Source organism: Clostridium sp. AF21-20LB, from assembly GCF_003478795.1.
Classification (GTDB): Bacteria; Bacillota; Clostridia; order Lachnospirales; family Lachnospiraceae; genus Otoolea; species Otoolea fessa.
Genome location: NZ_QUGD01000013.1, coordinates 18,976 through 33,717 on the forward strand (window position 1 = coordinate 18,976; position 14,742 = coordinate 33,717).

At 50.3% G+C, this 14,742-nt stretch carries 12 protein-coding genes; 5 read left to right on the forward strand and 7 right to left on the reverse strand.

Annotated elements, in window-relative coordinates; translation table 11 throughout:
• Positions 1-42 precede the first annotated feature (42 nt).
• On the reverse strand, positions 43-705 hold the full coding sequence (locus DWX76_RS08300) for an HAD family hydrolase (RefSeq protein WP_118570486.1): 663 nt from the start codon (positions 703-705) through the stop codon (positions 43-45).
• A gap of 440 nt (positions 706-1,145) precedes the next feature.
• Between DWX76_RS08300 and DWX76_RS08305 the strand changes: the two genes are divergently transcribed.
• On the forward strand, positions 1,146-2,156 hold the full coding sequence (locus DWX76_RS08305; protein WP_412694022.1) for a TIGR01906 family membrane protein: 1,011 nt from the start codon (positions 1,146-1,148) through the stop codon (positions 2,154-2,156).
• The gene (locus tag DWX76_RS08310) at positions 2,075-3,514 is read left to right on the forward strand and encodes a serine hydrolase (protein ID WP_243022502.1); all 1,440 of its coding nucleotides are present in this window, start codon (positions 2,075-2,077) and stop codon (positions 3,512-3,514) included. Before DWX76_RS08305 ends, DWX76_RS08310 begins: the two co-directional genes overlap by 82 nt.
• A 157-nt stretch (positions 3,515-3,671) precedes the next feature.
• On the opposite strand, the gene DWX76_RS08315 is transcribed toward DWX76_RS08310, so the two are convergent.
• Positions 3,672-4,655 carry a 3'-5' exonuclease gene (locus tag DWX76_RS08315; protein WP_118570488.1) on the reverse strand — a complete coding sequence of 328 codons (984 nt, stop codon included), beginning with the start codon at positions 4,653-4,655 and terminating at the stop codon, positions 3,672-3,674.
• A 413-nt stretch (positions 4,656-5,068) separates the two neighbouring features.
• Here DWX76_RS08315 and DWX76_RS08320 point away from each other — a divergent pair, with 413 nt between their 5' ends.
• Entirely contained in the window at positions 5,069-6,358 is a 1,290-nt protein-coding gene (locus tag DWX76_RS08320) for a RelA/SpoT domain-containing protein (protein ID WP_107000923.1), read from the forward strand.
• A 142-nt stretch (positions 6,359-6,500) separates the two neighbouring features.
• On the opposite strand, the gene DWX76_RS08325 is transcribed toward DWX76_RS08320, so the two are convergent.
• Positions 6,501-7,691 carry an iron-containing alcohol dehydrogenase gene (locus DWX76_RS08325; protein WP_022359140.1) on the reverse strand — a complete coding sequence of 397 codons (1,191 nt, stop codon included), beginning with the start codon at positions 7,689-7,691 and terminating at the stop codon, positions 6,501-6,503.
• 489 nt (positions 7,692-8,180) lie between these two features.
• Here DWX76_RS08325 and DWX76_RS08330 point away from each other — a divergent pair, with 489 nt between their 5' ends.
• Positions 8,181-9,989: a bifunctional lysylphosphatidylglycerol flippase/synthetase MprF gene (locus tag DWX76_RS08330; protein ID WP_118570489.1), complete on the forward strand. Its 1,809-nt coding sequence runs from the start codon at positions 8,181-8,183 to the stop codon at positions 9,987-9,989.
• Positions 9,990-10,027: 38 nt separating this feature from the next.
• Here the strand turns inward: DWX76_RS08330 and DWX76_RS14415 are convergent, their stop codons facing one another.
• Complete coding sequence (locus tag DWX76_RS14415; RefSeq protein WP_243022506.1) at positions 10,028-10,261, reverse strand: hypothetical protein; 234 nt, start codon at positions 10,259-10,261, stop codon at positions 10,028-10,030.
• Here DWX76_RS14415 and DWX76_RS08335 point away from each other — a divergent pair.
• Positions 10,184-11,014 carry an alpha/beta fold hydrolase gene (locus tag DWX76_RS08335; protein ID WP_243022505.1) on the forward strand — a complete coding sequence of 277 codons (831 nt, stop codon included), beginning with the start codon at positions 10,184-10,186 and terminating at the stop codon, positions 11,012-11,014. The two genes, DWX76_RS14415 and DWX76_RS08335, sit on opposite strands and share 78 nt — an antisense overlap.
• A gap of 135 nt (positions 11,015-11,149) precedes the next feature.
• On the opposite strand, the gene DWX76_RS08340 is transcribed toward DWX76_RS08335, so the two are convergent.
• From DWX76_RS08340 to hcp, 3 genes are all read right to left on the reverse strand, one after another.
• Positions 11,150-11,986, reverse strand: coding sequence for a Tim44 domain-containing protein (locus DWX76_RS08340; RefSeq protein ID WP_118293331.1), 837 nt, complete (start codon positions 11,984-11,986; stop codon positions 11,150-11,152).
• A 26-nt stretch (positions 11,987-12,012) separates the two neighbouring features.
• Positions 12,013-12,498: a YbaK/EbsC family protein gene (locus DWX76_RS08345; RefSeq protein ID WP_118570491.1), complete on the reverse strand. Its 486-nt coding sequence runs from the start codon at positions 12,496-12,498 to the stop codon at positions 12,013-12,015.
• Positions 12,499-12,806: 308 nt separating this feature from the next.
• Positions 12,807-14,447, reverse strand: coding sequence for a hydroxylamine reductase (gene hcp / locus DWX76_RS08350; RefSeq protein WP_118570492.1), 1,641 nt, complete (start codon positions 14,445-14,447; stop codon positions 12,807-12,809).
• Positions 14,448-14,742: the final 295 nt, after the last annotated feature.

A 14,742-nucleotide genomic window follows, 5' to 3' on the forward strand; every position in this document is an offset into this window, starting at 1 on the left:
ATACTTTCCGCAATGAATCCCTGAATTTACTCAACTCAAATTTTACTTCAAATCCCGAATTTTCTCCGCCAGCGGCACAATCTCCTCCAGCGAATTTAACTCATAGTCCGCCAGACTCCGGTCAAAGGAAAAACGGTTATCGATGAGCGCCGCCACTGTCATTCCCGCGCAGTGCCCCGCCGTGATGCCGACCGTCGAATCCTCAATCACAAGGCACTCCTCCGGCTGCAGGCCCATCTGCTCCGCCGTATAGAGGTAAACCGCCGGATCCGGCTTGCTGCGCTTGAACGTACTCGCACTGATCATCCGCTCCAGACGGGACGCCACGCCATTTTCCTTTAAAATGCGCTCCACCTGCTCAATATTCGTCGCGGATGCGACCGCCAGCCGGAAGCCCTCTGTTTTCAGGCGATCCATCACATCCAGAATCTCCGGGCGGAAGATCGAGAGATAATCAATCGAATTAAAAATGTCCGTCCAGCGCCCCAGATACTCGTCATGCAGCTCCTGCCAGGTCTGACCATTGTGGATCGCCTTCTCCACAACCATCCAGCAGTCCTGCTTCGTCGTCCCCACCGTCCCGTGCAGACTCTCCAGAGTCACCTCCGGATTTTTCGTTTTTGCATATTCATACAGATAATTCAGATAAATTCCTTCACTGTCAATGATGACCCCATCCATATCAAAAATGACTGCCTTTATCATATTCGTATCCTCTCTCTTTCTGCTCCAGATTATAACATCTTCCCCCAGTATACAGGAATCCCCCGCCAGCTGACAAGCCCCTATTCCACCCTCCCGCCATTCTTTCGAAAAATTTATTACTGTTCACGCATCGTGCCCAGTAACGGAATTTGCCGTGGCTTCGCATTCAAATACGGCAAACTCCTGCTGCCACCATGTTTTCTTACGGCACTTTCGCTTCCAAAAGTGCCTACCCGTAAACAGTAACAAAAATTTCACATATTTTTCCATTTCGCGCCTTTTCATGCTTCCCCGAAACTGTTATACTGGATAACGAAACGGAAACTTTAACATACAGAGCCGTTTCAAGGAAAATAGAACAAACGACCTCTTTACAAATTTATCACATAAAATGAAAGGCTGCAGCTGTACCACAACCTGACAGCCGCGAAAGGTTTTATATGACACAGAAAAAAACATATTTAAGCTGGCTTCTGGGGCTTATCTGTGCTTTCAGTCTGATGATCGTGTTTCTGATTACCTCGGTGGAAGCCGTCGCCTACTGGACGCCGCATTATTATGAAAATGAATATACCCGCTACCAGGTTGCCGATGATGTCCATATGGAGATGGACGACCTGCTTTACGTGACGGACGAGATGATGGCATATCTGCGCGGCAGCCGCGACGATCTGAACATTGACACCGTCGTAGACGGGACGCCGCGCGAATTTTTCAACGCCAGGGAGAAGGCGCACATGGCTGATGTCCGCAACCTCTTTCTCGGAGGACTGGCGCTGCGCCGCCTCTGCCTGTTTCTGGCAGCGGCATCGGTTGCACTGCTGGCACTTTTCAAGGTTCCGTTAAAACACCTGCTGCCACGGATGCTCTGCGCCGGGACGGTTTTATTTCTGGGCGTGACCGCCCTGCTTGCCGGGATCATTTCCACTGATTTTACGAAATATTTTATTATTTTCCACAAAATCTTCTTTACCAACGATCTCTGGCAGCTCGATCCGCGGACCGATCTTCTGATCAACATCGTGCCGGAACCATTTTTCATGGACACCGCCGCCCGGATCGGCATCACCTTCTGCCTGATGACCGGCGCCCTGTTTTTTCTCTGCCTTGCATGTATCCTGCGGGAACACCGCAGGGGCAAATCAGGGGCAGAAAATTCCGGAAATTCCGGAGGCAGCAGCTCTCCAGGTAGTTCCAGCCACCCGGCTGCTCCGGATTTGAAGACGAAAATAGCTGGCAGCACAGGCAGCAAGTTGTCCTTGTTTTTAATTGGTACACTTTTGCTGTCCCTGCTCGCCGCCCCGATGCAGCGCTTGCCTCCACTGAATGGCCGTCGGACATTTCCATTGACTCCGATGCCGGGATCGTCATGGACGCCAACACCGGAGTCGTTTTATATGGAAAAAACATCCATGAAACCTACTCTCCCGCCAGTATCACAAAGGTTCTGACCTCCCTCATCGTTCTGGAGCACTGTTCCCTCGATGAGACGGTCACCTTTTCCGAGAGCGCGGTCTACAACGTGGAGTCCAACAGCAGCAGCGCCGGATACGATACAGGCGATACTGCCAGCGTCAAGGACTGCCTCTACGCCCTGCTTTTAAAATCAGCCAATGAGGCTGCCAACGCACTCGCCGAGCACGTTGCTGGCTCCGCTGATGCATTTGCTGTTTTGATGAATGAAAAAGCCGCCGAGCTTGGGTGCCAGGATTCGCATTTTGCAAATCCGAGCGGCCTGAATAACGAGGAACACTATGTCAGCGCCTACGACATGGCGCTCATCACGCGGGCGGCATTTGAAAATCCTACGTTTGCCAAGATCGTCGAGACAACCTACTATAAACTGCCGCCGAACCAGAAAAATCCCGAGGGACAGGGCATCTCCCCGGGCAATAAGCTGGTCAAAAAGAACTGGCCGCAGTACTACCGTCCGGACGTCCTCGGCGGCAAAACCGGTTATACCTCCATCGCCCTCAACACACTGGTCAATGGTGCCAGACAGGGCGATACGACACTGATTACCGTCATCCTGCACAGCAACAACACGCAGTATGAGGATACCAGCCGGCTGCTCGACTTTGGATTTAACAATTTCCAGTCGGTCAAAATTACAGATTATGATCAAACTTTTTCAAATATCGGAAAAGATTTGAAAATTGCAGATGTGTCTACCGCCGGAGGTGAATCCCTGTCCATCGACCCAGATAGCCGCGTGGTACTTCCAAAAACAGCGGATTTCTCGGAGACAACGACCTCCTTCGACTATGAGATCCCGGCTGGCGCACCGGACGGCACGATCGCCTGTGTCACTTATTCGCTCGGCGATCACAAGGTTGGCCAGGCATATCTGACCCTCACCGACAGCAGCCAGACAGCGGCAGATATTCCTGAAAAGCTTGTATCCCAGGCGGCAACAGCTGCCGCGCAGGACAACTCCGACACTGCCCTCTCAAACGGCTCCTCGGAGGCCTTGCCGCTCTCCAATCCGCCCGAATCGGCTGCTAATCAGGAAAATAGTTCCACCGGTAAATCCTTTGGACAGCTGTTTCATATTTCCGTCCGCGTTCCACCGGCATTCATCGCCGCACTGACCGCCATTCTTGTCGTGATCGGCGCGGTCACCGCCGGCATCCGTTTTCTCCAGATGCAGCGCCGCCAGGAGGAGGACGCCCTCGCAGAACGCCGCAGACGGCGCGCGGAACGTCTGCGCGACAGCGGAATGTCCGAAGCAGATTTCGACCTGATGATGCAGGATCGCCGAACGGCGCTGGCAAAAAAAAGGAAGAAACGATCGCATAAAATCCCATAACTGACACAAAAAGAGTTACCAGATGTGGAAATTCTCTTCTTTTACCTTACTCTAAACAGGCAGGAGAAACATTTCCATATCCAGTAACTCTTTTCTATGAATTTTTCTTTTCTCTAATTCCTATTTCATACGCTCCATCCGCCCGGCTGCCTTCACCCTACTCGGCTGCTTCTGCCGCCTTTCCAGACTTCTTCGCCTTGTTGCGTTCCGCGCGCTTCTTCTTCGTTTCCTCCTTCTTCTGCTCCACGTAGGCCGCTCCCTCTTCACCGACCAGCTTCGTCGTCTTAACAGCAAAGAACGATCCGTCCTCCGACTTCTTCATCCGGATCTTTCCCTTCATATAACCGTGCTCCGGGCAGACCGCCAGACAGAAGTAAAATTTCTGGTTTGAGGAAAACCAGCGGATCTTTTTCCGCAAGGTCCGGCGGCATTTGTAACAAACCATCTCCGCCACACGCCGTTCCTCCAAAATCTCTTCCTTCGTCTCATGCTCACGCGACACAAATTTCGCATATCCTGGAAATTCCAGGTAGATCTCTTCCTCCTCCGTCAGCGGCGGCTGGTAATAATCCACTGAAACATACTCCATCATGCTGTAAAAGTCCATCTCACTCATGACACGCCCCGTGTAGTACGCATCATCCAGCGCCCGGTGGAACGGGCGGTCTTCCGTGAGGTGCAATTCCTCTACCACGGTATCTAACGACTCCTTTTGCTTGGTGCCGTGGATCAGGGCATAGATTTTCTGCAAATCATAATAGAGAAGCGGCGATGGAAACTGCAGCTCCATCCCGTGATATACCATATTCCGCTGCAATTCGGTCAGATCCATCGAGCCCCACGTACAGAACCGGTAATCATCCCCGCACCATTCTAAAAATTCGGTCATCGCACGCACAAAATCCTCGCCTTCTGTGTCAAGCTGCTCGATCGACATATGCGTCACTTCTGATATCTTATAATGCATCTGCCGGTACACCCGCGGGCGGATCAGACGGCGAAATTCCGAAATGATTTGAAGATTTTTATTTAATTTTACCGCGCCTATCTCAATAATCTCAAATGGAAGCCGGTTCATCGAGCCTTCCTTGCCCGCCGGACTCTGGTTCCATTCCAGATCCAATACTATAAACTGTCCCATAATTCTCGTCTCTTTGTAACGGTTCCGTTTTCTCCGCGTTACCTCTTACTTTTCTTTCTTCACGTTGTCACTGTCCATAACTTTACCACAAATCTGTGTATAAGTCCATATCAGGTTACCGGGCACACATGTGGGGACAGTAATCTTTTTGTTACTATACACGGGTAGGCACTTTTAGAACCGAAAGTGCCGTAAGAAAACGTGGTGGCAACAGGAATTTGCCGTATTTAAATGCGAAGCCACGGCAAATTCCGTTACTGGACACGTATGCGTGTACAGTAACATATTTTTTACATAGAACCACTGGCAGAGTGCTTCCATCTTTGCTATACTTCATGATAGAACGAAGAAGCATTTCTTTTATCAGAATGCTTTCTTCTAAGCTTTATTATGCACCTTGGGAGGGGCTGCTTATGGATTTAATACAACAATTTATCGATACATACAAGATGAAATGGACGTTCTACGACGCCGCCGGGCGGCTCGCGGCAGAGAAACTCCAGCTCGCTCTGCAAAATGCCGGTATCCGGGCGATCGTGACCTCTCGCGCCAAGAATCCCGCCAGACTCCGCACAAAAGTGCAGCGGCGCAATTCCAGACGTGAAGAACCATACCAGACACTCGAGGAAATCTACGACGACATTGCCGATCTGTCCGGTGTACGCGTCTCCCTGTATTTCCCCGGTGATCGCGGCAAGGTAGATGCGATCATCTCGGAGCTTTTCAACATCCTGGAATTTAAACAGTTCCCGGAACAGTCGAAACCCCCGACTTACCACAAACGGTTTTCCGGCTATTGGGCGAACCATTACCGCGCGCGGATGCGCGATGAAATTTTGAATGAATCACAGAAAAAATACGGATCGGCGCGCATCGAGATCCAGGTGGCATCCCTGATCATGCACGCCTGGTCCGAGGTTGAGCATGATCTGATTTACAAGCCAATGCAGGGAACTTTATCCGAGGAAGAGCTGTCGATCTTAGATGAGTTAAATGGTCTGGTCCTTGCCGGCGAGATCGCGCTGGAACGCCTACAGGCAGCCGGAAATGAGCGGCTCCGCAGCCGCAATGCCGCGTTTGGAAGCCAGTACGAGCTGGCGTCCTATCTCTATAATTTCCTGAGCAGCCATCTCAAAACCGAGGACATCGAGCTTCGAATGGGAAATATTGCCCTGCTCTACCGGCTTTTGCAGCGTTTACAGCTCACCGGTCTCAAAGATATTACCCCGATTCTGCGGTCTGTCAAATTTGAAAAGGATCGGCGCACCATTTCCCAGCAGATCATCGATCAGATTATCTCCGGCAATGAAAAGCGCTACCAGTGCTACCAGGAGCTGCGGACGGAACCGGAGACCGCCTCACCGGAAACCCTGCAGGCAGTCAACCAGTTCCTCGAGGAGTGGGTACCATTAGAGCGCCTGCTCAACAAGACTGCGCGGCGCACCTCGACGCGTTCCCGCGGTGCCTTCAATATCAATACACTCAAGCGGATGGATCTCTTTGACAAAGAAATGATCAACCAAATTGTCCAGCTCCGCAAGCTGCGGAATGTCCTGATCCACGACATCGAGCTGCCGGACCAGGCACAGATTCTCCGCTGTACAGAGGAAGCGAAAGCACTTCTGGCACAGCTGACCGGACAGCATGACGCAATGGCAGACGGAGAAAACGGCGAGAAAAACAGCCACGCAGAAAACGCATAGGACACAACGATAAAAGCCATCCAGTTTTTAGCCGGATGGCTTCTTTATTTTACATATTTGATTCTTTTCAGAACCGCTTCCAACATCGAAACACGATGTTTTACATTCTAATTTTGCATTCCAAATTCAGAAGCTTCTTAAATTAGAAATCAACCTCTGTATCATAGAAGCAGCAGGTCAGAAGTTTCGCCATCTGCTCCGGATTGATCGAACGCGGGTTGGAACCGGTACATGCATCGCCAACTGCCAGCTCTGCTACGGTTGCCAGTTTGTCATTGAATTCTTTCTCGTCAATGATTCCACCCTCATAGAGCTTAATGCTCGGAGCGATATTTAACTGCTTGTTCATCTCTTTGATCTCGGCGATCAGAGCGTCAACCAGAGCCTCGTCGCTATCTCCCTGTAAACCGATGAACTTCGCAATATCTGCATAACGCGAAGCTGCCTCCGGTTCCTTGGAGTTAAATTTAATAACCTTCGGAAGATACATCGCATTCGCTGCACCGTGAACAATATGTCCGCCGGAGTAAGCTGCACCTGTCTTGTGTGCCATAGAATGGACAATACCAAGCAGTGCATTGGAGAATGCCATACCTGCCAGGCATTGTGCGTTGTGCATACGTGCTCTCGCTTCTTTGTCGCCATTGTAAGATTTAACCAGATAGGTATGAATCATCTTGATTGCGTGAAGTGCCAGCGGGTCGGTGTAATCACAATGAAGTGTGGATACATACGCCTCGATCGCATGGGTCATCGCATCCATACCGGTGTTTGCGGTCAGCTTCTGCGGCATGGTCTCAGCCAGCTCCGGATCCACGATCGCTACATCTGGTGTGATATTGAAATCTGCTAACGGATATTTGATACCCTTATGATAATCGGTAATAACGCTGAATGCCGTAACCTCAGTTGCTGTACCAGAAGTAGACGGAATCGCGCAGAATTTTGCTTTTGTACGCAGTGTCGGGAAATTGAACGGAGTGATCAGATCCTCAAACTTGGTATCTGGATACTCGTAGAATGCCCACATCGCTTTCGCTGCATCAATTGGAGAACCACCGCCGATCGCTACGATCCAGTCCGGACCAAATTCCTGCATAAGCTTTGCGCCCTTCATAACGGTCTCAACGCTCGGATCTGGCTCTACTCCCTCAAACAGAGCCACTTCCATGCCAGCTTCTTTCAGATAATCTTCTACTTTCTGAAGGAAACCGAAGCGTTTCATGGAACCACCGCCAACGACAACGACTGCCTTTTTGCCTTTCAGATTTTTCAGTTCCGCTAAAGATCCTTCTCCATGATAGAGATCCCTCGGTAATGTAAATCTAGCCATATTGATACTACCTCCTGTTAATTTTTTAACCACCCTATGTCCAGATTATAGCACGCATTCTGGTGGATTTCAACTGTTTTAACTATTCACTTTTGATATATTTGTGTATTTTTCAAAAATTTTACATTTTATTACTTTGATTTCCATAGAAACTGCGTTCTTCGCTTGTCAATCATCCAACAAACTGCTTCTTTTCTCCATTTTGAACCGTTCCTTTTCTGTCTGCATAATCCCCCTGTGCCTTTGCCTCTATCATAAAGAATTCCTGCTGCCACCATGTTTTCTTACGGCACCTTCGGTTCCAAAAGTGCCTACCCGTAAACAGTAACGGAATTTCTCCACGCCTATTTCCATGCAAAATCTTATCTTGACATCCCTGTTTTTCCGTACTATAACAAGGGCAAGCATAAGCCGCCTGTGCGCTTATGCCCGTTTCATAGCACCTTACAGATTATATCTGTACAAGACTGACACGGAGGACATTATAATATGAAACAGAACTCACGAATCCAACTGGAAAACACCTTGATCGGCGCACTTGGCGTTCTTTCCCTTGTACTTTTTATTCTCAGCTTCCTGCCAGGGCTGGGACTGGCAAACCGCGTCGGTATCCTTCTGGAAATGGGTCACATGGTACAGCGTGCTTTTTCTGTCGTGCTCTTCATCCTGACCTTCCAGCTTTGGAAACGGAAGCGCGCCGCCTGGAACATTGCTGTTATCCTGCTGTTTTTAAGCTTTTTACGCGGGCTGACAGCACTTTCTTCGCCTTTGTATCTTCCGTTCCACCTGGCAGAAGCCGTATTATTTCTGCTTCTCCTGTGTTTTCGGAAGGACTTCTGCTGCCCGTCTGACCGGCGCAGCCTCGGACGCTCTCTCCTGTTTCTGCTGCTGGCACTGGCAGGCATCATCGTCAATGCCGGTATCAGCTATCATTTTTCGGTAAAACCGCTGGGAGAAACCTCTCTTGACTCGCTGATGGATAGTCTCATTCAGGGAACTGCCATGATTTTCGGCATGGGAAATCCGAGCAATGTTTCACGTGAAACACATGTAGTCGAACTGGTTACATTCTGGTTCAGCTGGGGCTGCATCCTCGCCTCCATTCTGTATGCGGTCCGCCCATGGCTGCTGCATCCAGTCAGCCATGCTTCGGATTTGATGCATGCCCGCACCCTCGTCAACCTGTACAGCCAGAATCCCAGCGCCTACCTGACGCTGGAGGATGACAAACTCCTATATTTCGGTCAGAAGGTAGACGGCGTCATCCCCTACGGAGTCGTCGGCAGCACCATCGTCATCAACGGCGATCCCATCTGCGCGGACAGCGATTTTCCGGTTCTCCTGGCAGAATTTAAAGAATTTTGCCAGCGCAGCGCTCACAACTTGTTTTTTATCAGCGTCACTGACCATTTTCTGGAAGAATATAAGAAGCAGGGCTTTGGATGGGTCAAAAACGGGGAGGAAGCCCGTTTCCACCTTGCGGACTATGAAATCTCTGGCAAGAAAGGCGCCAAGATGCGGATGAACATCAACCACGCCCGGAAAGCCGGGGTCGTCGTCCATGAATACTGCCCGCTGAAGCAGCGAGATGCACAGATTGAGGCAGATCTGAACCGCATCACGAACGAATGGCTGCAACAGAAAAAGAGTTCAATGCTGACTTTCGTTATGGGAACTGTCGGGCTGGAAAATCCGATGGACAAGCGATATTTCTACGCCACCGACGCCGACGGAAAAATCGTGGCATTCATCGTGTTTGTCCCATTTCTCGGCAAAAGAGGCTACATGGCGGACGTCACCCGCCACGGAACCGGCGCACCGAGCGGCGTGATGGAGACGATTCTTTACGACGCATTTCAGGTTTTCAAAGACGAGGGCATTGAGTATGGCAGCCTCGGTGTTGCCCCGCTCGCTGGCTTGAAAAATGACAGCTCTAATCCGGTCGAAAAGCTGCTCTGCTTCGCTTACAACCACCTGAATGACTGTTATGGATTCCGCGATCTCTACCGTGCCAAGGAAAAGTACAGCCCGACCGAATGGGTTCCTTCTTATTATATTTACCTGCCGAAGATTCCAACACCAGACATGTTTTATGCCCTTGTGACGATTCAGAATCCGCATCAGATCCGCGAGGCAGCGGAGGATCTGGTAAAAGGATGGGCGCAGCGACTGAGAAACAAGAGGACTTCCCCGACACATCAAAGTAAACCATCTCGCCAGGTAAGTTGGACTGCTTCTTCCAGCACGAAGCAGCCCGACACAAGAAAGCAGACAGATGCAGATAAAAAGGCAGACTAAACTCAGCTTTTATCATGCTGGATGCAGCCTGATAAATTTCATTTTTTTACCAGAAAAGAGGCGCTCTTACGATGAAACATTCCGGCTATCTCACCACCTCCGGCGCAGAAATCTACTATGAACAGTACGGCAGCGGCACACCGCTCCTTATCCTGCATGGAAACAGCCAGTCCCTTGCCGTCTTTTATCCATTTCTGCGCACGTTTCTGCCCGATTTTCAGGTGATTCTGATGGACAGCCGGGGACATGGGCGTTCCCGGCTGTCTGTCCACACAGCGCTCCACGGGTTCTCTACAGAGGATATGGCAGACGACGTTATCGCCCTGCTTAACCACTTACATCTTTCCTCCGTCCACCTGCTGGGATTCAGCGATGGTGCCAATATCGGGCTAGAGATTGCATGCAAATACCCGGAGCGGCTGAAAAAGCTCATCTGTATCAGCGCCAACGCCTCACCGGACGGGCTGCTCACGCCGCTGCACCTTGCCGCCCAAATGCTGCACAGCATTTTAAATCTCCTGGGGAATCTCCTGCTGCCTGTTTTAAAATGCAGCTTCTCTTCTGCCTCTGCATCCTCCGGGGCCTCCGCGGTCTCTGCACTGTCCACCCCGAAAGTTTCCCTGCCATTTCAGAAGAATTTCTCTGTTTCCGCCACATCCGCAGTTTGTGCCGACAAAGAAAGGCAACGTCATTTCGTGTCAATTTTCCCCCGGATTCCGGCAGAACAAAAAAAGAAGCCTGACTTTCTTACCCGGCTGACGCACCGCGTCCTCCGCCGCCGAAATCTGACTTCTCTTTTACTTCACTCGCCCCGTTTAAGTGCCCGGAAATTGCAAACCATCTCCGTTCCTGTGCTGCTGATCGCCGGAACCCGGGATCTCATTAAGCCCTCACACTCCCGCTGGTTAGCAAGGCAGATTCCAACCAGTCGGCTTTTTTTAATGACCGGGGGACGGCATACTTCCATATTCCGTACACCGGCACCTTATCTGCGCGCAATTCTGGCATTTCTGCGCCGCAGCTAAAGTCTCCTCACTCTTCCTGCTGCTCCGCTTTCCTTGCTCCATTCACTTTTAGGTTCTATACTTTTCCTCTTCAAACATCTCTACCGGACAGCATCCGCAGCTGCCGTGTTTCGAGCACTCAACTCAAAGCACCTCTCAGCACAACTTCCGCCCATTATCCACTTCTTCCTTCTGGCAGATCTCATCCAGCACCCAGTTTCCATCTTCCAGAACAAACCTCCAATATTCGAAGAAATCTTCCATTTTCCGGGAGCCCTTCAAAAGTTCTCCTGTTTCTTCGTGATACACATAATCGATCATCTTTCCATGGATCAAATACCAGATATAGTCGCGGTCGTCGCCGTCCTCATTCTCCGCTTCCACCAAAATCGCATCCAGAAGCTGGATCCCTTCCATGACAAACACCTCATGGCGCATCCTGCTCCACTCAAATTTCGTCTGAAACTCCTGCTGCATCTTCTGGCTCAGGTAAGGATGCCCTTTTTCCAAATCACGATCCCGCCAGCATTCCTGAATCCGGTAATATGATTCCCGCACCCGCTCCTGTATCTCACTCCGATCCCAATGATCTTCTCCGATGGAAAATTCTTTCAATTTTTCACGGGCTGCTGCCTGTTTCTTTTTTGCCCGGTGCAGGTATGTAATGGTTCCGGCACTTCCCAGAATCACAAAGGTTCCCGTAAGCAAAAGCGCCTGAAACGCACCTGCCCGTCCGCCTTGTCCCCGGCTGCTGCTTGTATGATGATGGGAAGAACCACCTCCGCCACCTCCGCCGCCTCCGCCGCCGGAAGCACCTCCCGCTCTGGCAAAGGCGGTAAAAGATCCAAGAACCATCATGGCTGCTGCCAGGCAAAGCAGACGGACGAACGTTTTCCGGCACAAGTGACCTTTCTTTCCCAATCTGGAACCCACCCTGATTCCGCCGTTTTCATTTTCTCCCCAGCTTCTCCCCGTTGCTTTCACATCTCTCATATGAATTCTCCTAAAATCTCCCACACCTACTCGTGCTGCTGATCCTCCGGCTCCCTGCAGACATCCACCCAGCCTTTCGCTCCAGACACTTCTTCCAACTCCGGGATCGTGAGACGTACCGCGCTGTGGTCGTCTCCCGCTGCCGGATAAACCGTCTCAAAACGCTTCAGGCTCTCATCCAGATACACTTCGATTCCATCCTTGATACCAAACGGGCAGACCCCACCCGGCGCATGACCGGTAACCTCCTCCACCTGCTCAAACGGGATCATCTTTGCTTTCACGTGAAACGTATCTTTATATTTCCGGTTATCCACTTTCGCAGTACCTTCTGTCAAAATCAATACCGGCTGTTCTCCCTGCAAAAAGGACATCGTTTTCGCAATCATCCCCGGCTCCACGCCTAATGCCTCCGCTGCCAGCGCAACCGTCGCTGTGGACTCTTTTAACTCGATAACATGATCCAAAAATCCGGCTTCCTTTAAGTAATTTTCTGCTTTTTCCAGTGACATGGTTGTTTTCCTCCCGTATCCTCTATCGATTGATCTGCCGTATCAATTTCTTTTATATTTTAGAACTCATTCATCTTTCCCATCATATCACACTTTCATTTTCCATATCAATATTTCTATAGACGAAAAAAGACGGTTCCCTGCATTTGCCAGAGAACCGCCCCCTATTTCATTAATTCCTATTTTCAAGATCGTTCCGACCGCTTTTTGTAAAACCAACACAGATTTTTTGCAAATCTATCTCCAGATTTCAGTTCCAAATTCCGACTTTGTTTGATTCCCTTTTATCCAGTTCCGTCCTGTATTTATCATTTTTTTCCAAAAAATAATTCCATATCGCTCTCCACGCTGTCAATTCCCACGATTCCAAACTTTTCCACCAATACATTTACCACGTTCGGACTTAAAAATGCCGGAAGCGTCGGCCCAAGATGGATATTCTTGACACCGAGTGAGAGAAGCGCCAGAAGAACGATGACCGCCTTCTGCTCATACCAGGCAATATTGTAAATAATCGGCAGGTCGTTGATGTCATCCAGCCCAAAAATCTCCTGCAGCTTCATCGCAATGACCGCCAGGGAATATGAATCATTGCACTGCCCCGCATCTAGGACACGCGGAATCCCTTCAATATCGCCCAGATTCAGCTTATTGTAGCGGTATTTCGCACAGCCAGCCGTCAGAATTACCGTGTCCTCCGGCAGCGCCTTTGCAAAATCGGTGTAGTAAGTGCGGCTCTTAGCACGCCCATCACACCCCGCCATGACGACAAACTTTCGGATTTTTCCCGATTTGACCGCATCCACTACCTTATCTGCCAGTGCCAGCACCTGTGCATGGGCGAAGCCGCCGACAATCTGTCCTTGCTCAATCCCGACCGGCGGCTCACAGCGCTTCGCATGCTGGATGATCACTGAAAAATCCTTCTTTCCTCCGATTCCACCGTTGATATATGTGCAGCCCGGATATCCCGCCGCACCGGTTGTGTAGAGGCGATCCTTGTAGCTGTCCTTCGGCGGCACGATGCAGTTCGTTGTCATCAGGATCGGTCCGTTGAACGTCTCAAATTCCTCCCTCTGGCACCACCACGCATTGCCGTAATTACCCTTAAAATTCGGATATTTCTTAAATGCCGGATAATACTGCGCCGGAAGCATCTCCGAGTGCGTATATACATCGACGCCGCTTCCCTGCGTCTGGTCCAGAAGCATTTCCATATCGCGCAGATCGTGTCCCGAAACCAGAATACCCGGATTACTTCCGACACCGATATCAACCGTAGTAATCTCCGGATTTCCATAAGTCTCTGTGTTTGCTCGATCCAAAAGCGCCATTCCCCGGACACCATATTCGCCAGTTTCCAGCGTCAGGTGAATCAAATCATCCACACTCAGGCTGTCATCCAGCGTCGCCGCAAGCGCCCGCTGTAAAAATGCATCCGCCTCCCGGTCCTCCTGCAGCAGAACGTTCGCATGCCGGGTATAGGCAGACAAACCTTTCAAGCCATACGTAATCAAGCTGCGAAGGGAAATAATATCCTCGTTCTGCCCGATCAGAACGCCCGCTTCCGACGCTTTTTTTATAAATTCAGACGGTTCACCTGTCCAGCCAGCCGCCTCCGGCAGATTGTCCCGACGTTCCAGCTGCTCCCACAGTGCCGTCTTCATTTCCAGCGTCTTTTCAATCCTTTTTTCAATCGCCGCCTTATCAAAATTGGCATTCGTGATCGTCGTAAACAGATTTTCGGTAACCAGATGGTTGACCTCATCTGCCACCGCACGTCCCTCCTCTCGAAGCCGTGTCGTCACCGCGCAGATACCCTTCGTCACCCACACAAGCAAATCCTGCATTGCCGCCACATCCGGCTGCTTACCGCAGACACCGACCACCGTACAGCCCTTGCATCCGGCCGTTTCCTGACATTGATAACAAAACATTTTCTGTTCCATTGTTCACTCCTCCTATCGCATCTATCGTGTCTTAGATATAATCTGCATTTCGCGTGATTTATATTCTTGATAGGGATAGAGCCAAAAGTTTACCGCTCCTCACGTTTGTTTGCACCCAGCACCTTGGCAATGCTCTGTGCAACCGAAGGCTTTTCAGCCAAAACTAATTTCATTTGCATCTGCTCCTTTCGCAAAAAAATAAGCAGCCACACACCGTAATGCATGACTGCTATGTAAAAAGTTCAGAAAGAATTTTGCAACCGGACACAGTTTTCTGTCCCTGAATCTCCATCAA